Origin of the sequence: Micromonospora sp. URMC 107, assembly GCF_051386315.1 — a bacterium.
Classification (GTDB): domain Bacteria; phylum Actinomycetota; class Actinomycetes; order Mycobacteriales; family Micromonosporaceae; genus Micromonospora.
Map to the genome: position 1 here is coordinate 50,831 of NZ_JBPQTK010000017.1, position 20,022 is coordinate 70,852.

Sequence of the window (20,022 nt, forward strand, 5' to 3'; positions counted from 1 at the left end):
CCCGGCCGGCCCGGCCGCCCGGCGGTGACCGACCCGGGCCGGTCACCGCCGGCGTCAGCCGGCGGCCCCCAGCCGGGTCAGCAGGGAGCCGCTGTCGTCGAGGGCGGAGAGGTAGGAGCGGGCCCACGCCCTGATGTCGTGCCGGTGCAGGTGCGCCCGCATGGTCCGCATCCGCGCGCCGAGGTCGTCGGGGCTGCCCCGCAGCGCGGCGAGCAGCCCCTGCTTGAGCCCCTCCAGGTCGTGCGGGTTCACCAGGTACGCCTGCGGCAGCTCGGCGGCGGCGCCGGCGAACTCGCTGAGCAGCAGCGCGCCCGTCCCGTCGACCCGGGCGGCCACGTACTCCTTGGCGACGAGGTTCATCCCGTCGCGCAGCGGGGTCACCGCCATCACGTCGGCGACCCGGTAGAGCGCGGCCAGCTCGGCGCGGTCGAACGGCTGGGTCAGGTAGTGGATGGCCGGCTCGCCGACCCGGCCGAACTCGCCGTTGATCCGCCCGACCTCGCGTTCCACCCGCTCGCGGAGGATCTGGTACTGCCCGACCCGTTCCCGGCTGGGCACCGCCACCTGCACGAGCACGGTGTCGCGCACCTTGACGTGCCCGCCGGCGAGCAGCTCGCTGTACGCCTTGAGTCGCTGCTCGATGCCCTTGGTGTAGTCCATCCGGTCGACGCTGAGGATCACCTGCTCGGGATTGCCGAGGTCGCGGCGCAGCCGGGCGGCCCGGTCGACCACGTCGGGCCGGGTGGCCAGCGCGGCCATCTCCACGGTGTCGATGGAGACGGGGAAGGCGCCGATCCGGACCACCCGGTCGTCGACGGCGATCCGCCGATCGGTGGCGGGGACCTCCAGCACCTTCGCCACGAGCTGGGCGAAGTTGTGCGCGGCCTGGGAGCGCTGGAAGCCGATCAGGTCGGCGCCGAGCATCCCGCGCAGCAGCTCGGCGCGGCGCGGGAGCTGCATGAACAGCTCGGGTGGCGGGAAGGGCACGTGCAGGAAGAAGCCGATCCGAAGGTCCGGCCGCAGCTCCCGCAGCAGGCCGGGCACCAGTTGCAGGTGGTAGTCCTGCACCCAGACCACCGCACCCGGCTCGGCCACGTCGGCCGTGGCCTCGGCGAACCGCTGGTTGACCCGCTGGTACGCCTCCCACCAGCGCCGGTGGTACTCCGGTTGCTCCACGGAGTCGTGGTAGAGCGGCCAGAGGGTGGCGTTGGCGAACCCCTCGTAGTGGTCGCGCAGGTCGTCGGCGCTCAGCGCGACGGTGTGCATGCGGACGCCGTCCACGTCGGGCAGCGCGGGCGCCGGGCCGGTGCCGCCGGCCCACCCGACCCACGTCGCCGGGGTGTGCCGCAGGAGGGGATGGAGGGCGCTGACGAGGCCGCCGGGACTGCGGCGCCATTCGCAGGCGCCGTCGGGCGCCACACTGTCGTCGATGGGCAGGCGGTTGGCCACCACGACGAGGGAACTCTGTCGCATCTCGGGCATTCCGATCAGCAGGGGAGTGACCGCCGCAGCGGAGGAACAACCGGGCAGTCAGCGAGGGATGTGACGGACAGCGGTATTCCTACTGACAGTAAGTTACACCAGTGTCGCGCCCCCGGCGCGGGGCGTCCGTCGTCCCGGGATGCGGGCAGGAACGCCGGCGGGCGGCCCGCCGGTCAGACGACCGCGCCGTCGTCCGGGTCGCGCTCGTCGTCGTCACCGGGCCGCAGCCGCCAGATCAGCGCGACGAAGCCGGCCAGGATGCCGGTGAAGCCGAACAGGTTGACCACCGAGGGGTCGGCCACCGGGAAGACCGAGGGGAACAGGAAGAGCACGAAGCCGAGCACCATGGCCAGCACGCCGACCACCGCGTACTTCGAGAAGCGCGGCAGGGGCGGGGGCGGCGGCGGGGTGTAGCGCTCGTCCTCCGACTCGTCGTCGGGCAGGTCCGCGCCGAAGGTGTCCAGCCCGTCGAGCAGCGACGGCTCGTCCTGCCGGCCCCGGGAGAGGGAGACGCCCGAGATGTCGGCCGCGTAGGGCAGCCGGCGCACGTCGGTGGCGGTCGGCCCGGCGGGCTCGTCGGCCGTGCCGAGGGTCACCGGACCGCCGGCGGGCCCGGGCGTGTCGTCCACGTCCTCGGCGGCGGGCCACGGGTTGTCGCCGCCGCGGGGAGCGGTGGTGTGGAAGCCGGCGACGATGCGGGCCCACTCGGCCTCGATGTCCGGCTCGTCGTCGCGGGGCTTCTCGGGGGCCGTCTCGTCCGCGAGCTGGGTCAGGTAGTCCCGCGCGGTCCTCAGGTGCGACCGGTCGACGTAGAGCCTGTCGACGGGGCGGGGCGGGACGGTGGTGGTGCGGGTGACCGGGTTCAGGTCGGCCGAGGGCTGGAGGTAGGCGGCGATCCCGCCGGCGGCCAGGACGTCGAGCAGGTGCTCACCGACGCGCGGATCCACGTCGCCGGCGACGGCGTACTCGCTCGCGTCGAGCCCGTTGTCCCGCCGTCCCCGGCGGGCACCACCCGCTGACACCGGACATCCTCCTCATCACGCGCCCGCGGCGCGGCCGCCTGAGCCCCCTCGGCGCCGACCGCACGCCGTGCCTTGAATCGTGACACGTCCGGACCCGGTTCCGGGAGTGCCTTGTGGCGCGGCGTACGAAGTCAGAGCCCCTGCCGCAGGTGGCGACAGGGGATTTATGTCCGTTCTTGCTGAATGCTTTTCATCGGAGCCCCGTCGGCGGTGCCGCCCGGGCCGCCGCCGTCGCCGCGCGGGCCGGCCGCCGGTCAGTCCGGGTTGGGCGACGCTCCCGGCCGCACCAGGCCGCTCTCGTACGCCGCCACGACGAGCTGCGACCGGTCCCGCGCGTTCAGCTTGGCCAGCAGCCGGCTCACGTACGTCCGGGCGGTCGCCGGGCTGATGTGCAGGACCGCGCCGATCTCGTCGTTCGACCGGCCGGCGGCGACCTCGGCCAGCACCTCCCGCTCCCGGGCGGTCAGCGATCCCAGCCGGGCCGGGTCCGGCTCCCGGCCGCCGGAGCGCACCGCGGCCATGACCCGCCGGGTCACCGCGGGGGAGAGCAGGGCCTCCCCGGCCCGGACGACGCGCACCGCCCCCCGCAGCTCGTCGGGGCCGGTGTCCTTGAGTAGGAAGCCGGACGCTCCGGCCCGGATCGCCTCGAAGACGTACTCGTCGGTGTCGAACGTGGTGAGTACGACCACCCGCACGTCGGCGAGCCGCTCGTCGGCGACGATCCGGCGGGTGGCCTCGATGCCGTCCGTGCCGGGCATCCGGACGTCCATCAGCAGGACGTCCGGCCGCTCGGTCACCGCCAGCCGGTACGCCGCGTCGCCGTCGCCCGCCTCGCCGACGACCTCGATGTCCGGCGCCCGGTTGAGCAGCGCGCGCAGCCCCGCGCGGACCAGGTGCTGGTCGTCGACGAGTCCCACCCGGATCACGTGGTCCCTCCCAGGGGTAGTTCGGCGCGTACCTCGAACCCGCCGCCGGGTCGGTTGCCGGCGGTGACGGTGCCCCCGAGCAGGGCGGTGCGCTCCCGCATGCCGCCGAGCCCGTACCCGCGCGGGGCGTCCTCGCGCTGGCCACGGCCGTCGTCGCGGACGGCGACGGCGAGGGTGCGGGGGCCGCGGGCGACGTCGATCTCGACGCTGCTCGCGCCGGCGTGGCGCAGGGTGTTGGTCAGCGCCTCCTGGATCAGCCGGTGGGCGGTCGAGTCGACGGCGGCGGGCAGGCCGGTCAGCTCGCCGTGCCGGTGGACGGCCACCCGCAGCCCGGTGGCCCGCGCGCCGGCGGCCAGGGCGTCCAGCCCGGCGAGCCCCGCCACCGGTTGCCGGGGCTCGGCCACGGCCGGATCGCGCAGAAGGCCGAGGGTGGTGCGCAGTTCCCGGGCGACCTGGGTGGTGGCCGAGCGGACGTGTCCCAGGGCGGCCCGGGCGGCGGCCGGGTCGTCGTCGAGGGCCTCGTCGGCCACGCCGGCGTGCAGCGAGATGACGGAGATGTGGTGGGCGATCACGTCGTGCAGGTCCCGGGCGATCCGGAGTCGTTCCTCCTCGACCCGGCGGGCGGCCTCCCGGGCGTGGTCGCGTTCCAGCTGCCGCAGCCGCCACCGTTGCTCCCGGCGGCGCAGTCGCCGGGACCGGACCCCGTCGCCGAGGGCGATCGCGGCGGCCATGATGGCGACGCTGGAGGCCAGCTCGAAGCCGATGAGGTACGCGACGCTCGTGCCCTCCATCGCGCGGAACGCGGTGGAGAGGACGAGCAGGCCGAGCCCGACGAGCACCGCCCAACGCAGCTGCCCGGCCTCGGCCGCCGAGTAGAGCGCCGCGGCGAGGGGGAGGGCCAGCCCGACCGGCGGGTAGCCGGCCACGTAGTAGGCGACCAGGCCGGCGGCGCTGACCACGAGCACGGTGGTCGGCGCGCGGCGGCGGAGGAGCACGAGCGCGCCGAGCCCGACGGCGAACAGGTAGGCGGGGACGTCGCGCCCCCGGTCGCCGCCCACGTTCGCGGTGATCGCCAGCGCCACGACGGTCGAGACGGCGACGCCGATGAGCAGGTCCAGCACCGTGGCCCGGCGCAGCCGGACCAGCCCGCCCGCCGCCGGGCCGGCTTCCCGCTGCGCCTCGGCCACCCGCACACCCCCGAGCGTAGGTCCCGCCGGCCGCCCGGCGGAGCCGGCGGGTGTCCCCACCGGCCGTCGCCCTGTGCGGTATCCGCGGCCGACCGCGGTACGTCGACAGGCGACACCGCCCGCCGCTGCCACCCGCCGTCCGCCGCCCGCCGTCCGTCGCCCGCCGTCCGTCGCCCGCCGTCCGTCGCCCGGCGTCCGGCGGCCGTTGGCCGGCGGTCCGGGGTGGACGGCGGCGCGTCGCGGGCCGGATCACGTTGTGGCGGCCGGCATCGGGTTCGTAGGCTCATGCCCACGACCGACCCGCGGGCGACCGCGGTGGCGTCGCGACCACCTCTGTGAAGGGACGCCGGTGCTGTACTGGCTGATGAAGTACGTCCTCCTCGGCCCGCTGCTGAGGCTGGTCTTCCGCCCGCAGGTCGAGGGGCTGCACCACGTGCCCGACACCGGGCCGGTGATCCTCGCCAGCAACCACCTGTCGTTCTCCGACTCGATCTTCACGCCGCTGGTCGTGAAGCGGCGGGTGACGTTCATCGCCAAGGCCGAGTACTTCACCGGCAAGGGCGTCAAGGGCTGGCTGACCAAGATGTTCTTCGTCGGCTCCGGCACCATCCCGGTCGACCGCTCGGGCGGCCGGGCGGCCCGGGCGGCCCTCGACACCCAGCTGCGGGTGCTGCGCGGCGGCGGCATCGCCGGCATCTATCCCGAGGGCACCCGCTCGCCGGACGGGCGGCTCTACCGGGGCAAGACCGGTGTGGCCCGGCTGGCCCTGGAGAGCGGCGCTCCGGTGGTCCCGACGGCGATGCTCAACGCCGACGAGATCCAGCCGCCCGGCAAGCTGATCCCCAAGATCGCCCGGGTGCGGATCCGGTTCGGCCCGCCGCTGGACTTCTCGCGCTACGCGGGGATGGCCGGCGACCGGTTCGTCGAGCGCGCGGTGACCGACGAGATCATGTACGAGCTGATGGAGCTCTCCGGCCGCGAGTACGTCGACATGTACGCCCAGAAGGCCAAGAACCCACCCACCGGCCCCACCCCCCGCGAACCGGTCCCCGCCTGACGGGCCTGCCCCGCGCGCCGCCGGTCAGCAGGCCACGGCCGTGCCGGCGGGGTTGGTGGAGGTCGCCGGGGGGCGGGCCAGCTCCAGCAGCAGGGGGGCGTCGTTGCGCAGCGCGAAGGCGCGCAGCTCGGCCAGTTCGGGGCGGCCCGCCGTCGGCTCGCCGGCCCGCTCCAGCTCCACCGTCGCGAAGGTCAGCGCGAGCATCCGGTCGGTCACGTCCGGGATGCCGGCGTAGATCTCGGCGCCGGCCAGGTGCAGCTCCGCGGCCCGCCGGTGGTCGCCGTCCGCGGCGGCCAGCGCCCCGGTCACCGTCCGCCGCGCCGCCTCCGACCAGGGCGTGCGGTGACCCACCTGGTCCAGCATCCCGCGCACCCGGGCCGCCGAGTCGCGCCCGGCGAGGCTGGCCGCGTACCCGGCCGCCGCGATCCACTCGCCGCTGGCCAGGGCCGGCACGGCCGACCAGGAGTCGGCCAGCTCGTCGATCAGCGCCGCCGCCTCCTCCCGGTGCCCCTGCAACGCCCGGCAGAGCGCGCCCATCCCCAGCATCGTCCAGTGCAACCGGTGGAAGCCGCTGCGCCGCGCGGCGTCGAGCGCGGCCGCCACGTCGTCGCGGAACGCGCCGGCGTCGCCGGCCTGGGCGCGGGCCGGCGGCACCCGCCCGCCCCGCAGCACCAGCAGGCAGGAACGCAGGCCACGGACCTGCATGTCCCAACTGCCCGTCGGGGTGTCCACGAAGGCCTCGGCGGCGGCCAGCAGCCGGTCGAAGTCGCCCTCGAACCAGGCGCGCATCGCCTCCGCCGAGTAGCTCGTGGTCAGCGTCTGCCCGCTGGCCTTGCGCTTCGGCAACGACGAGAGCAGCGCGTCGGAGCGCAACCAGTCGCCCTCCTCGCAGACGGCGTAGACGAGGTTCTGGATGGCCCGGGGCAGGGCGATCAGCTGGTTGGCGCGGCTGATCTCCACGATCGCGTGCAGCTCGTCCAGGCCGGACCGGTCGCCCGCCTGGTAGCGGGCGATGGCCGAGGTGATCTGGGCGTTGGTCCGGGTCTCGGTCAGCCCCAGTCGCTCGCCGATCTCCGCCGCCCGTTCGGCCGCGGCGACCGCCGGATCCCGCTCGTAGTTCAGCATGTGCAGCCGGCCCAGCTCGGCGTAGGCGTCCGCCTTCTGGGGGCTGTCCGGCAGCGGGGCGAAGAGCTGCACGGCCCGGTCCAGGCAGGCCAGGGCGGCGGCCCGGTCGGCGCGCAGCCACGCGGCCTGGCCGAGCAGCGTCCAGGCGCGCGCCGCGCAGGCGTCGTCGCCGTGCGCCAGCAGCCGGTCGGCGAGCGCCTGCACCTGCTCGGGGCCGCCGCCGGAGAGGAAGCCGTTGCCGTCCCGGTAGAAGGAGATCTCGGTGCTGAGCAGCTCCAGCTGGAGCCGGCCGACCGGGTCGGAGTCGTCGGCCAGCCCGAGCGCCCGGCCCGCGTGGCTCGCCGCGACGTCGAGGCTGTGCAGCGCGTACGCCCGGCGGGCCGCCCGGTGCAGCGCGGCCCGGGCGGCGCTGGCGAAGCCACCGATCTCCATGCCCAGCGTCCGGGCGATCTCGTGGGCCGCCCACCGGTGGTGGGCCAGCACCTCGGCGAGGTCGGTGTCCCGGCTCTGCGAGAGCATGTCCAGCCACTGCGCCGTCCGCTCGTGCCGCGCCACCCGTTCGGTGCGGGGCAGCCGCTGGTAGCAGACGTCGCGCACCAGCACGTGCCGGAACCGGTACTCCGGCTGCCCGGCCATGGTGGAGGCGGCCTGCTCGTGGACGAAGTCGCGCTGCTCCAGCCGGCGCAGCGCACGCTCCACCGACTCGACGGGCTGCCCGAGCGCGGCGGCCACGGCCCCCGGCCAGAACTGCACGCCGACCACGGCGGCGGCCAGCAGCACCGTGCGTTCCTTGGCGTCGAGCAGATCGATGCGGTTGGCGATGACGGCGTGCACGCTCTCCGGCATCGGCAGGTCGAGGTGCTTCTCCAGCGACCAGCCCCGCCCGGACTGGCGCAGCGCGCCCTGCTCGATGAGCATCCGGACGTACTCGTGGGCGTAGAGCGGGTTGCCGCCGGCGACCTCGATCAGCGGGGTGAGCATGTCGGCGGAGAAGGCCGCCCGGCCGAACATGTGGGCGTAGAGCGCGGCGATGCCCGTGTCCCGCAGCGGGGGCAGGGTGATGGTCACCGAGCCGGTGATCGTCCCCGCCCAGCTCGGGTCCCGGTCGACGAGTTCGGGCCGGGCGGTGCAGAGCAGCAGCAGCGGTACGTCCCGGGCGGCGGTGCCGAGCAGCTCCACGAAGCGCAGCATCGCGTCGTCGGCCCAGTGCAGGTCCTCGAAGACCAGCACGGTCGGCCGGCGCGCGGCCAGGGCGAGCAGGAAGCGTCGCCACGCCGACTCGGTCTCCTCGGCCGGCAGCGCGGTCCCCGGCAGGCCCACCAGCGGCCGCAGGGCGTCGACGAGGCGCTGCCGCTCGCCCGGGCCGACCAGCTCGCCGACGGCCGAGGCGAGCCGCTGGGCGGCGCTGGACGCCGGGTCGGTGTCCAGGATGCCGGCCTCGGACTTGACGATGTCGGCCAGCGCCGCGAACGTCACGTTCTCGCCGAACGGCGGGCACCGCCCGATCCGCCAGGTCAGCGGCTCGTCGACCAGCCGGTCCACGTGCCGGTACAGCTCCCGCACCAGCCGGCTCTTGCCCAGCCCGGCCCGGCCGAAGACGGTCACCACCTGCGGGCGCCGGTCGCGCAACGACCGGTGCAGGGCGTTGACCAGCATCCCCAGCTCGTGTTCGCGGTCGATCAGCGGCGTGACGTCCGGCTGCCGGTCGGTCGGCTGCCGGCGGACCGGGGACAGGGCCAGCCACACCTCGGTCGTCGTCGACCGCCCGCGCAGGGTGACCGGCGGCTGCTCGGAGTAGCGGATGGCGTCGCGGGTGAGGGCGTGCGTCACGCCGCAGACCAGCACCCCGCCCGGCGGCGCGACGGACTGCATCCGGGAGGCCGTGTTGACCACGTCGCCGGCCACGATCGCCTGGCCGCCGTCGCGGGCGGCGGCCACGTCGACCAGCGCCTCGCCGGTGGCCACCCCGACCCGGAAGCGCAGCGCGTCCGCGCCGGTGGGGGCGAACCGGGTCAACACCCGTTGCAGCTCCAGGCCGGCCCGGACGCAGCGCAGCGCGTCGGTCTCGGTCGCCACGGGCGCGCCGAACAGGGCCATCACCGCGTCGCCGATGTACTTCTCCACCACTCCGCCGTACTGTCCGACGACCCGGCGGGCGGCCGAGAAGAACCCGGTCTGCATGCCGCGGACCAGCTCCGGGTCCGCCCGCTCGACGTACGGGGTGAAGTCGATCAGGTCGACGAAGAGCACGCTGACCCGGCGGCGGTCCTCCTGCGGGGCCGGCTGCCGCTGGGTGCCCGGCCGGGCCGCGCCGCAGGAGGTGCAGAACGCCACGTCCCGCGCGAGCGGGCGGAGGCAGTGCGGACAGACCGCGCCCAGCTCGTTGCCGCAGCCGCCGCAGAAGCGGTCGCCCCCGGCGGCCGTGCGTCCACAGCGGTCACACTGCGTGGCGATGACACCCTCCACTGGCGATCCCGCCGGCGCCGGGATCGGCACCGTGCAGGTGTCAGTATCGCTGTCTGTCCAGTTGTCGGGTACCGGGCTGTTGGTTTGTGGACAGTCCACCGGCCGGTCCTGCGGTTACAGTCAGGCGGCTGATTTTCGACCATTGACCACAGGGGGATTCCCGATGGTGTACGTGATGTTGCAGAGCGACTGGACCGACGGCAACGGGGTGAGCCACCTCGCGGGCGACTCCGTCGACGTGGACGCCGCCACGCTGGCCGCGCTCCAGGCGCAGGGGATCGTCAGCGAGCAGTCCGGCGGCGGCAAGGACGGCACGGAGTGGGTCGGGCCGGGCAGCACCACCAACTGGGTCGGGCCGGGCAGCGCCACTCCCTGACACCCCCACACGCGGAAGGGGCCGGAGCAACCGCTCCGGCCCCTTCTTCCCGTACGTCTCAGCGCTCGCTCATCCCGGCGCGGCGGCGCAGCGCCGCCACGTCGGTGACCACGATCCGCCGGCCCTCCGTGCGCAGCCAGCCCCGGTTGGCGAACGACCCGATGGCCTGGTTGACGCTCTGCCGCGAGCCGCCGGCCATCTCCGCGAGCTGGCTCTGGTTGAGCTCGATGGTGATCATCGGGGCCTGGCTCTCGCCGGCCAGCCGCACCAGGGTCTTGGCGACCCGGCCGGGCAGGTCCAGGAAGACGTGGTCGGCGTTCTGCTCGGTCAGCCGGCGGATCAGCCCGCCGAGCGAGCGCATCACCGCGTCGAGGATGCGCGGGTTGGAGTGCACCAGCTCCATGAAGGCGCCCCGGGACAGCGCGAGCGCCTGGCAGTCCTCGATCGCCTCGGCCGAGGCGGACCGGGTCGAGGCGTCGAGCAGGGAGACCTCGCCCAGCACGTCGGGGGGACGGATGACCGACAGCACGGCGCGCTCGCCGGTCGGCGCGGTGCGGAAGACCGCGACCGCGCCCCGGCGCAGGACGATGAGGGACTCGCCGGGGTCGTTCTCGACGAAGAGCAACTGGCCCTTGCGGTACGTGCGGGGGACCGCCGCGGCGATCACCCGCTGCCGGACCTCCGGCTCCAGCCCGGCGAACATCTCCACACCCGTGAGCGCGTCACCCGGCTCCGGTAGGCGCATCTCCACGGCCCAACCCCTCCCCGGTCAAGGACCACAACTCGCTCACCGGGTGAACCTGAAGGCCCTCGACGAGGTGAACTGACACCGGTTCGGCGTCCGGTAGCGGTACACATCAGATCATGACGCTCCGGTCGCTTGCTGTACACCCCTCAAATCACTTCCGTGACACTCCCGAGCTGCGGCGACCGGCGTGGTGGGGGGCGATCCGGCCGCCCCGCCCGCCGGGACGCCGGGGGCGTGGGCGAGGATGACGGGTGATGGTCTACCGCTACTTCTACGACTGCGAGTTCATCGAGGACGGCCGGCTCGTCGACCTGGTGTCGATCGGCGTCGTCGACGAGTACGGCCGCGAGTTCTACGCCGTCTCGACCGAGTTCGACGACTCGCGGGCCGTGCCCTGGGTGCGCCGCAACGTGCTCGACAAGCTGCCCTCCCCGGCGAACCGTGCCTGGCGCTCCCGCGAGCGCATCCGCGACGAGCTGTACGACTTCCTCGTCGAGCCGGTCCGGGACCGCCCGGGCGAGCAACTGGAGCTCTGGGCCTGGTACGCCGCGTACGACCACGTCGCCCTGGCGCAGCTGTGGGGCGCCATGCCGGCGCTGCCCCGGGAGATCCCCCGGTTCACCAAGGACCTGCGCCAGCTCTGGGACGACCGGGGCCGGCCGCCCCTGCCGGACGCCGACGCGGCGCGGCACGACGCGCTGGTCGACGCCCGGCACAACCTGGCCCGGTGGCGGGCGATGACCGGTTCGTAGGTTTGGTCGGTTCTGTCCCGGGCACCGGTGCGACGTCGAGCCGATGTGAGGGAGAATCCCATGAGCAACGAACCGACAAGCGCCGCCGAGGCCCGGCGACGGGTCACCGAGCTGGTCCGGGAGGCGCGGATCTGCATGCTCACCACGACCGCGGTGGACGGCCGGATGGTGAGTCGTCCGATGGGCCTGCAGGAGGCGGAGTTCGACGGCGACCTGTGGTTCTTCGCGTACGCCGACTCCGCCAAGGTCCGGCAGATCCGCGTCAACCCGGAGGTCAACGTCTCCTTCTCCGACTCCCGGCGCAACGCCTGGGTGTCGGTCTCGGGCACGGCTCGGGAGGGGTACGACCGGGCGAAGGCCGAACAGCTGTGGAATCCGCTGCTGAAGGCCTGGTTCCCGGACGGGCTGGAGACGCCCGGGCTCACCCTGCTAAAGGTGCACGCCAGCTCCGCGGAGTACTGGGACTCGCCGTCGAGCACCGTGGTCAACCTGTTCGGCTACGCGAAGGCGGCGGTGACCGGCAGGCCGCCGAAGGCGGGGGAGAACCACGAGGTCAGCTACTGACCGGTAGGACGACCGGCCGGTGGAACCGGCCCGGGGCGCGGTGTCGGCGCACACCCGCGGCGACTACAGTGCGCACTGACGGCCCGCCCCGGGCCGGCAACGGCGCCGATGGTCTGATCCGACACATATCCTGGGGCAAATCGGGCTACACCTGATGCTCCAGGAGGATGAGCAGATCATGCGTATCGGCGTGCTCACCGGCGGCGGCGACTGCCCGGGTCTCAACGCGGTCATCCGGGCGGTGGTCCGTAAGGGCGTCGCCAGCTACGGCCACGAGTTCGTGGGTTTCCGGGACGGCTGGAAGGGCCCGTTGGAGGGTCTGTCCCGCCCCCTGGGCATCGCGGAGGTCCGCGGCATCCTGCCGCGCGGCGGCACCATCCTCGGCTCGTCCCGGACCAACCCCTTCAAGATCGAGAACGGCGTCGAGCGGATCAAGGAGAACCTCGCCGCGCAGGGCGTGGACGCGCTCATCGCGATCGGCGGCGAGGACACCCTCGGCGTCGCCACCAAGCTGCACGAGCTCGGGGTCCACGTGATCGGGGTGCCGAAGACGATCGACAACGATCTCGGCGCCACCGACTACACCTTCGGCTTCGACACCGCCGTCAACATCGCGATGGAGGCGATCGACCGGCTGCACACCACCGCCGAGAGCCACCACCGCACCCTGGTGGTCGAGGTGATGGGCCGGCACGCCGGCTGGATCGCCCTGCACGCCGGCCTGGCCGGCGGCGCCAACGTGATCCTGCTGCCGGAGCGGCAGTTCGACGTCGAGCAGGTCGCCGGCTACGTCGAGAAGCGCTTCCAGCACCAGTACGCCCCGATCGTCGTGGTCGCCGAGGGCGCCCAGCCGCTGGACGGCCAGATGGTCCTGCACAACCAGGAGCTCGACGCGTTCGGCCACGTCCGCCTCGGCGGCATCGGCCAGTGGCTCGCCGAGCAGCTGGAGGCCAAGACCGGCAAGGAGGCCCGCACGGTCGTGCTCGGGCACATCCAGCGCGGCGGCACCCCGAGCGCCTTCGACCGGGTGCTCGCCACCCGGCTCGGCCTGCAGGCGATCGACGCGGCCCACGAGGGCGACTGGGGCAAGATGGTCGCCATGCAGAGCACGGACATCGTCCGCGTCCCGCTGGCCGAGGCCACCCGCGAGCTGAAGACCGTGCCGCTGGAGCGGTACGCCGAGGCCGAGGTCTTCTTCGGCAGCTGATCCATCCGCGGCGTCGCGGTGGGCCGTCCGGGCCCGCCGCGACGCCGGCTCACGGCGAGGGGGTACGACGGCGATGGCGGGTTCGGTGCACACGGTCGCGGTCATCGGGGCCGGCAAGATCGGTGAGCTGATGCTCTCCGGGCTGCTGCGCTCGGGCTGGCCGGTGGACCGGCTGCTGGCCACCGCCCGCCGGCCCGCCCGCGCCGAGGAGCTGACCGCCCGCTACGGCGTCCGGGTGGTCGACAACCTCACGGCGGTGGACGAGGCGGAGGTGCTCGCCATCTCGGTCAAGCCCCAGGACGCGGCGACGCTGCTGGAGGAGATCGGGCCGAAGGTCCCCGCCGACAAGCTGGTCATCTCCCTCTGCGCCGGCCTGCCCACCAGCTTCTTCAACCGCCGGCTGCCCGAGGGCACGCCCGTGGTGCGGGTGATGACCAACACCCCGGCCCTGGTCGACCAGGCGATGACGGCGATCTCCGCCGGCGCCCACGCCACCGGCACGCACCTCGCGCTGGCCGAGGAGATGTTCAAGCCGCTGGGGTCGACCGTCCGGGTGCCCGAGTCCCAGCAGGACGCGGTGACCGCGCTCTCCGGCTCCGGGCCGGCGTACTTCTACCTGCTGGTCGAGGCGATGATCGACGCCGGCATCCTGCTCGGCCTGCCCCGGCAGGTCGCGCACGAGCTGATCGTGCAGACCGCGATCGGCTCCGCCGTCATGCTGCGCGACTCCGGCGAGCACCCGGTGAAGCTGCGCGAGGCGGTCACCTCGCCGGCCGGCACCACCATCTCCGCCGTGCGCGAGCTGGAGAAGCACGGCGTACGGGCGGCGCTGCTCGCCGCGCTGGAGGCGGCCCGGGACCGGGCCCGCGAGCTGGCGGCCCAGGCCGACTGAACGGCCCGGGACCGGCGACCCACGGGCCGGCCGGACGTTCCTAGTAGAGCAGGTGGGGCTCGCGCCGTCGGTTGAAGTCCGCCAGCTCGTCGGCCCAGGCGCCGACCACGTCGTCCACGTCGGCGCCCGCGTCGATCATCGTGCGCAGCCGCGGCGAACCGGTCAGCTTGTCGATCCAGTACGGCCGCACGGCGTCCCAGGAGTCGCGCCGCCACGCGAACGCCGGGTACTTGTGCGCCTCCACCAGCATCGCGACCGCCGTGCGGATCGGGTCGTACGTCGCCCGGTCGACGACCTTCACCTCGACCCCGGCGCAGAGCTTGTTGAGCAGCGCGGGCTTCTGCCCGGCGGACGTCGGGGTGAAGTACGCCTCGCGGAACTCGACGCCGGGCAGCTCGCGGGCGTTGAGCCGGTCGGACCAGTGGTAGTCGAAGTCGGCGGCCAGGCCGCCGATCAGCTCGAACGGCCGGCAGGTGCCCCGGCCCTCGGTGATCGAGGCGACGCCCTCGAACAGGCCGGTGCCGGGGTAGACCAGCGCGGTCTCCGCGGTGGGCATGTTCGGGCTGGGCATAACCCAGGGCAGGTCGGTGTCGGCGGCCAGCTTGTCGCGCTTCCAGTGCCGGCACCTCACGACGTGCAGGTCGACCTGGCGGCCGGCCTCGGCGGGCAGGAACTCCGCGTTGAAGAACCGGGCCAACTCGCCGACGGTCATCCCGTGCTGCTGGACGATCTCCTTGAGGCCCACGCCGGAGGTGTAGCCGGCGGTCATCATCGGCCCGTAGGCCCGGCCACCGACGGGGTTGGGCCGGTCCAGCACCACGTACCGCTTGCCCACCCGGGCGGCGGCCATCATGGAGGTGTACATGGTCCAGATGTACGTGTAGAAGCGGGCGCCGACGTCCTGGATGTCGAAGACGACGGTGTCGACGCCGGCCTGGGTGAACATGGTCTCCCACTTGGCCTGCGAGGCGCCGTACGCGTCGTAGACGGTGATCCCGGTGCGGGCGTCGACGCCGGTGCCCTCGCTGCCCCCGGCCTGGGCCGAGCCGCGGAAGCCGTGCTCGGGGCCGAACGCGGCGGCCAGCCGCACCGCGCCGGAGGCGTGCATCAGGTCGACCAGGTGCCGGTAGGCCGAGTCCACGCCGGTGGGGTTCGAGATCACGCCCACCCGCTGACCCGCGAGGTCGGCGAAGCCGGATCGGACGAGCACGTCGAGGCCGGTCTCCACGTGGCGGATGCCGGGCGCGGCGTGGCCGGCCGCGCCGGGTGCCGTCGCCGCGACCGCGCCCACGGTCACCGCACCCGCTCCGGCCAGGAACTTCCTTCGCTCCATGTCGACCCTCCCGTCGGTTTGGTCGAAACTTAGCTACACGTGGATGCCCCGTCAAGGAAGGTTAGCTACAAACCCGGCTCCGGCCGGGCGTGGCGGGCCCGTCGCGTGCTCCATACTGGCCCGGTGTTCACCCTCGCCCAGGCCCGTCACCTGATCGCCACCCTGCGCCCACGCGTCGACGAGCTGATCCGGCTGCGGGCCGACCTGGCCGAGCTGCGCGTCGACCTGGTCGCCCGGGGCGCCAGCCCGCTCGGCGGACTGGCGGAGGTCAAGGGGCTGGAGGCGCGGCTGCACGCCCTCGTCGAGGAGCTGCACTCCCACGACATCCAGGTCAAGGGCGTCGCGCCGGTGCTGCTCGACTTCCCCGGCGAGCGGGACGGCCGGCCGGTGCTCTGGTGCTGGCTGGAGGGGGACACGGACGTGCGCTGGTACCACCGGGTGGAGTGCGGCTTCGCCGGCCGTCGCCCGGTCTGATCCGGCGCGGCGGGATCGGCCGGAAGCCGCCCTGCCCGGGCCGGTGGCGGGGAGCGGACAGGCCCCGCCGGTGCTGCTCAGGCCAGGGACGCGAGCGTGGCCGGGGAGACGTTGCCGCCGCTGAGGACCAGCACGGTACGGGTGCCCGGCGCGGCGTCGACCAGGCCGGCCCGCAACGCGGCGAGGGTGACGGCGGCGGACGGCTCGGCCAGGAGTTTCGTCGCGTCCAGCAGCTCCCACCAGGCGGCCCGGATGTCCTCCTCGGACACCTCGACCACGTCGTCCACCAGCGCGCGCACGTGCGCCAGGGTGTGCCGCCCGGCGAACGGAGCCGCCAGCCCGTCGGCGATCGACGTCGGCCGTACCGCGAGGGCGTCGCCGCCGGTGCGCAGCGCATGGCCCACCGCGTTGGCGGTGACCGGCTCGACCCCGACGACCCGGGCGGTCGGGACGGCCGCCCGGACGGCCGCCGCCACCCCGCTGATCAGCCCGCCGCCGCCCATCGGCACGAGGACCAGCTCCGGCGGCGGGCCGTCGGCCAGGATCTCCCTGCCGACGGTGGCCTGACCGGCGATGACGTCCGGCTCGTCGAACGGGTGCAGGAGGTGGTAGCCGCGCTCCGCCGCGAGGGCCTGGCAGGTGCCCAGCAGGTCGTCGGTGAGGACGACCTCACCGCCGTACCGCCGGACCGCCTCGACCTTGGTCGGCACGGCGTGCGGCGGCATGCAGACGACCGTCGGCAGGCCGAAGGCGCTTCCGGCGAAGGCCACGGCCGTCGCGTGGTTGCCGGCGGAGAAGGCGGTCAGCCCGGCGGGCGCCCCCTCCCGTTCGACGCGGGCGAGCAGCGCGTTCAGCGCGCCCCGCACCTTGAAGCTCCCGGTGTGCTGGAGGTTCTCCGCCTTCACCGCGAGGTCGAGCCCGAACGGGTCGCCGAGGCGGGGGCAGGGCAGCAGCGGCGTGCGGGCGACCCGCCCCTCGATGCGCTTCTCGGCCGCGATGATGTCGTCCACGGTGGTGAGCTGCACGGTCGCAGCCTAGCCCGGCCCGGCCGGTCGCGCCGCCCGTGATGCGACCGGCCGGAGGGTGGTGTGGCCGGTCAGCGGGTGGCTTCGCCCAGGGCGGCGCGCACTCTGGCGCCGTCGGCCGGCGCCTCGCGCTCCCAGTTCGCCGGGTCGGCCGAGTAGATGGTCCCGTACGCCGGGGTGTCCGGCTGGAAGCGCCAGCTCTCGGCGAGCGTCCCGGCGTCCACGGCGTCGTAGCCGATGCGGTCGAGGAATGCCGTGGCCTCCGCCTTCGCGCCCGCGTCGTCGCCGGCGATGGGCAGCGCGCTGCGGTCGTCGGCACCGGTCGGCCGGGCCAGCTCGTGCAGGTGCTTGAAGAAGATGTTGTTGAACACCTTGACCACCCGCGACTGCGGCAGGTGCCGCTGGAGCAGTTCGCTGCTGGTGGTGGAGCCCGAGTCGAGCTCGGGGAACCGGCCGTCCCGTTCCGGGTAGTAGTTGTTGGTGTCGAGCACCAGCTTTCCGGCGAGCGGCTCGACCGGCACGTCCCGGTACGCCTTCAGCGGGATGGTGACGACCACCAGGTCGCCGGCCTCCGCGGCCTCCCGGACCGTGGCCGCCCGGGCCTGCGGGCCCAGCTCCTCGACGAGGTCCTTGAGGGTCTCCGGGCCGCGCGAGTTGCTGAGCACCACGTCGTAGCCGGCGGCCACCGCCAGCCGCGCCACCGTGCCGCCGATGTGTCCACTGCCGATCAGTCCCACAGTTGTCATGTCGGTTCCCAACTCCGTTCGCGGTGACGCTATTCCCCACCGGTCTGGTCGACAATCCCGCCTGCCGCCTGCCGCCTGCCGCCTGCCGCCAGGCGCCAGGCGCCAGGCGCAGGGCGTCGGTGAGCCGGCGGGCCGACGGTGCCGGGCCGGGCGGCGCGCTGGCGGCGGGGGCGGTCCACGCGCCCGTCCGCCCAACGTACTGCCGGCCCGGGCGTCGGGGGACGGCTTCGACGACAACGCCTGCGGGGCGGCCCGCGTCGCCGTCGCTGGCGGGCGACCCGCGTCCCCGGCGCCGTCGCGGGCGGGGCCGGTGTCGGACCCGGGGGCTAGCCTGCCTCCACTTCGAACACGGAACGGGGAGTGCGATGGGCGCGTGGGCGGTGGGGCCGTTCGACAACGACACGGCGGCGGACTGGTGCGCCAGTCTCGACGAGGCGTCGCCGGAGCGGCGGCCCCTCCTGGTGGAACAGGCGCTGCGCGAGGCGGTGCGGGAGGGCGACTTCCTGGACTCGTGGCCCGGGGCCAAGGCGGTGGCGGCGTTGGCGGTGGTCGCCGCGCACCTCCCCGGCGGCCCGCCGGCCGACTCGGTCTACGCGCCGGACTTCCTCACTGCCGGCGGGCGCCTGACGCTTCCCGCGGAGCTGCCGGCGCTGGCCCTGCGGGCACTGGACCGGGTGCTCGCCGACGGTTCCGAGCTGGCCGAGCTCTGGGACGAGGCCGGGGAGCTCGACGAGTTCGTTGCCGCGCTCGCCCCGATCCGGGCCGCGCTGGCCGACCCGACCGGGGCCGCCGGCGTCGAGGGCTGAGGCGCGGGAGTCACGGCTGGCGGGGCCCGGGTGGGACGCGCCCGGTCCGGCCGCCCGGATCGCCGTCGCCTCCGGTCCGGCCGCCCGGATCGCCGTCGCGCCGGAGCGCCACCACCACCCGCTCGATCCGTTCGCCGGTCGTCGGGTCGGTCCAGCCGAACACCACCGGCCTGGCCGCCGCGAGGAGTTCCCAGACGAACGGCGGCAGGTCCTCGGGCGGCATCCGGATGTAGGACGCCGCGTGGTCGACCCGGCCGAGCAGGTGGTCCAGCGCGAAGCGGTGCCGCCCCGGGGCGTCGAGTTGCTCGGGGGCCGACGGGAGGTGGCGCAGGCGGCCGTGGTCGCGCAGCACGTCGTCGGGCACGGCGGCGTCGAGCACCACCCGACCGGCGTCGAGCGGGCGCTGGATGCTGACGTGGTGCTCGGGCGGGACCTCGCCCGGTGCGAGCGCCCCCTGCACCGCGAAGAACATCCCGTCCCCCTTCGCCCGGACCAGATGTCGCCGATCGTAGTCCGGTCGACACGCAGCGGCACGGCGGAGTCCGCGTCGGACGCCGGGAAGCTCGGACGCGTGGCGCCCGGACGCGTGGGCGCCCGGACGTGCGTGGGCCCCGGACGCCCGGACGCCCGAAAGCTCGGCCGCCCGGACGGGCGGGCGATCGTCGACCCGGTCGCGGCGGCGTCGCGTCGCCCCACGCCGCGGGCCGGCGCGGGGCGGGCTCGGGCTGCTCAGGCCGCCGGCGGCAGCACCTTCTCGATCGCGGCGCGCAGGTCGGCCGAGCCGGGCTCGACGGTGGGCGCGAAGCGGGCCGCCACCGCGCCGTCGGGGGCGACGAGGAACTTCTCGAAGTTCCACCGCACGTCGCCGGTGTGGCCCTCGGCGTCGGCGGTTCCCACCAGCGCCGCGTAGAGCGGGTGGCGGTCCGGGCCGTTCACGTCGACCTTCTCGGTCAGCGGGAAGCTCACCCCGTAGTTGACCTGGCAGAAGTCGCTGATCTCGGCGGCGCTGCCCGGCTCCTGGCCGGCGAACTGGTTGCAGGGCACGCCGAGCACCACCAGGCCGCGGTCGGCGTACTCGTCGTGCAGCGCCTGGAGGCCGGCGTACTGGGGGGTGAGGCCGCAGCGCGAGGCGACGTTGACCACCAGCAGCGCGCGTCCGCGGTACTGCGCGAGGTCGGCCGGGCCACCGGCCAGGGCGTCGATCCGGGTGTCGAAGACGGTCATGGGCCGAGGCTACGCGTCGTTGCCGACCGGTCGCCGACCGCCATCCGGAGGGGCGCTTCGGCGGGACTGGGCGCGCTCCCAATGTAAATCGATACATGCACATCTTGACGAAGCGATGACGGCGTGAGTAGCGTCTCACCATCAATCTGGAAAGTTTCCTAACTGTTTAGGGAGACGCCGCATGAAGAGATCGCTCCGCCGGGCCCTCTGGGTCGGCGCCGTGATGGCGGTCACCGCCGCCACGGTCCCGATGGCCAGTGCGTTCGGCGCCGGCAGCGTGACCGCCGGATTCGCCAAGGCGCAGGACTGGGGGACCGGTCACGAGACGCGGGTGACCATCACCAACGGGACGAGTGCCCCGGTGAGCACCTGGCGCATCGAGTTCGACCTGCCGTCGGGCACCAGCATCAGCAGCTCCTGGGACGCCGACGTCACGCGCACCGGCGACCACTACGTCGCGGTCAAGAAGAGCTGGGCCGGCCCGATCGCGGCGGGCGCCGCGTTCAGCTGGGGCTACAACGGCACCGGCCCGTACAAGGCGCCGCTGAACTGCACGATCAACGGCGCGCCGTGCGGCGGCGGCACCCCGCCCCCCACCACCGCGCCGCCC

At 74.3% G+C, this 20,022-nt stretch carries 20 protein-coding genes; 9 read left to right on the forward strand and 11 right to left on the reverse strand.

What is annotated here, in order from left to right; all coding sequences use genetic code 11:
- Positions 1-54: 54 nt before the first annotated feature.
- The 4 genes from ACSNN9_RS06455 to ACSNN9_RS06470 form a co-directional block, all read right to left on the reverse strand.
- Positions 55-1,473, reverse strand: a complete 1,419-nt coding sequence (locus tag ACSNN9_RS06455; RefSeq protein WP_436671770.1) for an alpha,alpha-trehalose-phosphate synthase (UDP-forming) — start codon at positions 1,471-1,473, stop codon at positions 55-57.
- Positions 1,474-1,655: 182 nt separating this feature from the next.
- Positions 1,656-2,504, reverse strand: coding sequence for a DUF308 domain-containing protein (locus tag ACSNN9_RS06460; protein ID WP_358087458.1), 849 nt, complete (start codon positions 2,502-2,504; stop codon positions 1,656-1,658).
- A 254-nt stretch (positions 2,505-2,758) separates the two neighbouring features.
- Positions 2,759-3,430 (reverse strand): response regulator transcription factor, encoded by a 672-nt coding sequence (locus ACSNN9_RS06465; RefSeq protein WP_436671772.1) that lies wholly within the window; start codon positions 3,428-3,430, stop codon positions 2,759-2,761.
- Positions 3,427-4,623 (reverse strand): sensor histidine kinase, encoded by a 1,197-nt coding sequence (locus tag ACSNN9_RS06470; RefSeq protein ID WP_436671773.1) that lies wholly within the window; start codon positions 4,621-4,623, stop codon positions 3,427-3,429. The genes ACSNN9_RS06465 and ACSNN9_RS06470 overlap by 4 nt, the downstream gene beginning before the upstream one ends.
- Positions 4,624-4,966: 343 nt before the next feature.
- Between ACSNN9_RS06470 and ACSNN9_RS06475 the strand changes: the two genes are divergently transcribed.
- Positions 4,967-5,674 carry a lysophospholipid acyltransferase family protein gene (locus tag ACSNN9_RS06475; RefSeq protein ID WP_357873171.1) on the forward strand — a complete coding sequence of 236 codons (708 nt, stop codon included), beginning with the start codon at positions 4,967-4,969 and terminating at the stop codon, positions 5,672-5,674.
- Between the two features lie 24 nt (positions 5,675-5,698).
- Here the strand turns inward: ACSNN9_RS06475 and ACSNN9_RS06480 are convergent, their stop codons facing one another.
- Positions 5,699-9,265 carry an ATP-binding protein gene (locus ACSNN9_RS06480; RefSeq protein ID WP_436671775.1) on the reverse strand — a complete coding sequence of 1,189 codons (3,567 nt, stop codon included), beginning with the start codon at positions 9,263-9,265 and terminating at the stop codon, positions 5,699-5,701.
- A gap of 163 nt (positions 9,266-9,428) precedes the next feature.
- Between ACSNN9_RS06480 and ACSNN9_RS06485 the strand changes: the two genes are divergently transcribed.
- Positions 9,429-9,641: a hypothetical protein gene (locus ACSNN9_RS06485; protein ID WP_357873175.1), complete on the forward strand. Its 213-nt coding sequence runs from the start codon at positions 9,429-9,431 to the stop codon at positions 9,639-9,641.
- A gap of 58 nt (positions 9,642-9,699) precedes the next feature.
- Here the strand turns inward: ACSNN9_RS06485 and ACSNN9_RS06490 are convergent, their stop codons facing one another.
- On the reverse strand, positions 9,700-10,392 hold the full coding sequence (locus ACSNN9_RS06490; protein WP_088999194.1) for a Crp/Fnr family transcriptional regulator: 693 nt from the start codon (positions 10,390-10,392) through the stop codon (positions 9,700-9,702).
- A gap of 251 nt (positions 10,393-10,643) precedes the next feature.
- On the opposite strand from ACSNN9_RS06490, the gene ACSNN9_RS06495 reads away from it, so the two are divergent.
- The 4 genes from ACSNN9_RS06495 (at position 10,644) to proC (ending at position 13,804) form a co-directional block, all read left to right on the forward strand.
- Complete coding sequence (locus ACSNN9_RS06495) at positions 10,644-11,141, forward strand: polyadenylate-specific 3'-exoribonuclease AS (protein WP_089003323.1); 498 nt, start codon at positions 10,644-10,646, stop codon at positions 11,139-11,141.
- Between the two features lie 60 nt (positions 11,142-11,201).
- Positions 11,202-11,705, forward strand: a complete 504-nt coding sequence (locus ACSNN9_RS06500) for a pyridoxamine 5'-phosphate oxidase family protein (protein WP_436671779.1) — start codon at positions 11,202-11,204, stop codon at positions 11,703-11,705.
- Between the two features lie 178 nt (positions 11,706-11,883).
- The gene (locus ACSNN9_RS06505) at positions 11,884-12,912 is read left to right on the forward strand and encodes a 6-phosphofructokinase (protein ID WP_357873187.1); all 1,029 of its coding nucleotides are present in this window, start codon (positions 11,884-11,886) and stop codon (positions 12,910-12,912) included.
- A gap of 73 nt (positions 12,913-12,985) precedes the next feature.
- Positions 12,986-13,804: a pyrroline-5-carboxylate reductase gene (proC, locus tag ACSNN9_RS06510; protein ID WP_436671781.1), complete on the forward strand. Its 819-nt coding sequence runs from the start codon at positions 12,986-12,988 to the stop codon at positions 13,802-13,804.
- A 40-nt stretch (positions 13,805-13,844) separates the two neighbouring features.
- Here proC and ACSNN9_RS06515 read toward each other — a convergent pair whose 3' ends face one another.
- A complete protein-coding gene (locus tag ACSNN9_RS06515) occupies positions 13,845-15,137 on the reverse strand; it encodes an exo-beta-N-acetylmuramidase NamZ family protein (protein ID WP_436671783.1) in 1,293 nt (430 codons plus the stop codon).
- Positions 15,138-15,260: 123 nt separating this feature from the next.
- Between ACSNN9_RS06515 and ACSNN9_RS06520 the strand changes: the two genes are divergently transcribed.
- Positions 15,261-15,611 carry a DUF2203 domain-containing protein gene (locus tag ACSNN9_RS06520; RefSeq protein WP_436671784.1) on the forward strand — a complete coding sequence of 117 codons (351 nt, stop codon included), beginning with the start codon at positions 15,261-15,263 and terminating at the stop codon, positions 15,609-15,611.
- A 77-nt stretch (positions 15,612-15,688) separates the two neighbouring features.
- Here the strand turns inward: ACSNN9_RS06520 and ACSNN9_RS06525 are convergent, their stop codons facing one another.
- A complete protein-coding gene (locus tag ACSNN9_RS06525; protein ID WP_436671786.1) occupies positions 15,689-16,636 on the reverse strand; it encodes a threonine ammonia-lyase in 948 nt (315 codons plus the stop codon).
- Positions 16,637-16,707: 71 nt separating this feature from the next.
- The gene (locus ACSNN9_RS06530) at positions 16,708-17,619 is read right to left on the reverse strand and encodes an NAD(P)-binding domain-containing protein (protein WP_436671788.1); all 912 of its coding nucleotides are present in this window, start codon (positions 17,617-17,619) and stop codon (positions 16,708-16,710) included.
- A gap of 128 nt (positions 17,620-17,747) precedes the next feature.
- Between ACSNN9_RS06530 and ACSNN9_RS06535 the strand changes: the two genes are divergently transcribed.
- The gene (locus tag ACSNN9_RS06535) at positions 17,748-18,188 is read left to right on the forward strand and encodes a DUF4259 domain-containing protein (protein ID WP_436671790.1); all 441 of its coding nucleotides are present in this window, start codon (positions 17,748-17,750) and stop codon (positions 18,186-18,188) included.
- A gap of 10 nt (positions 18,189-18,198) precedes the next feature.
- Here ACSNN9_RS06535 and ACSNN9_RS06540 read toward each other — a convergent pair whose 3' ends face one another.
- The gene (locus tag ACSNN9_RS06540) at positions 18,199-18,660 is read right to left on the reverse strand and encodes a hypothetical protein (RefSeq protein ID WP_436671792.1); all 462 of its coding nucleotides are present in this window, start codon (positions 18,658-18,660) and stop codon (positions 18,199-18,201) included.
- A gap of 257 nt (positions 18,661-18,917) precedes the next feature.
- Positions 18,918-19,412: a glutathione peroxidase gene (locus ACSNN9_RS06545; RefSeq protein WP_436671794.1), complete on the reverse strand. Its 495-nt coding sequence runs from the start codon at positions 19,410-19,412 to the stop codon at positions 18,918-18,920.
- 181 nt (positions 19,413-19,593) lie between these two features.
- Here ACSNN9_RS06545 and ACSNN9_RS06550 point away from each other — a divergent pair.
- On the forward strand, positions 19,594-20,022 hold a 429-nt coding region (locus tag ACSNN9_RS06550), incomplete at its 3' end, for a cellulose binding domain-containing protein (RefSeq protein WP_436671796.1).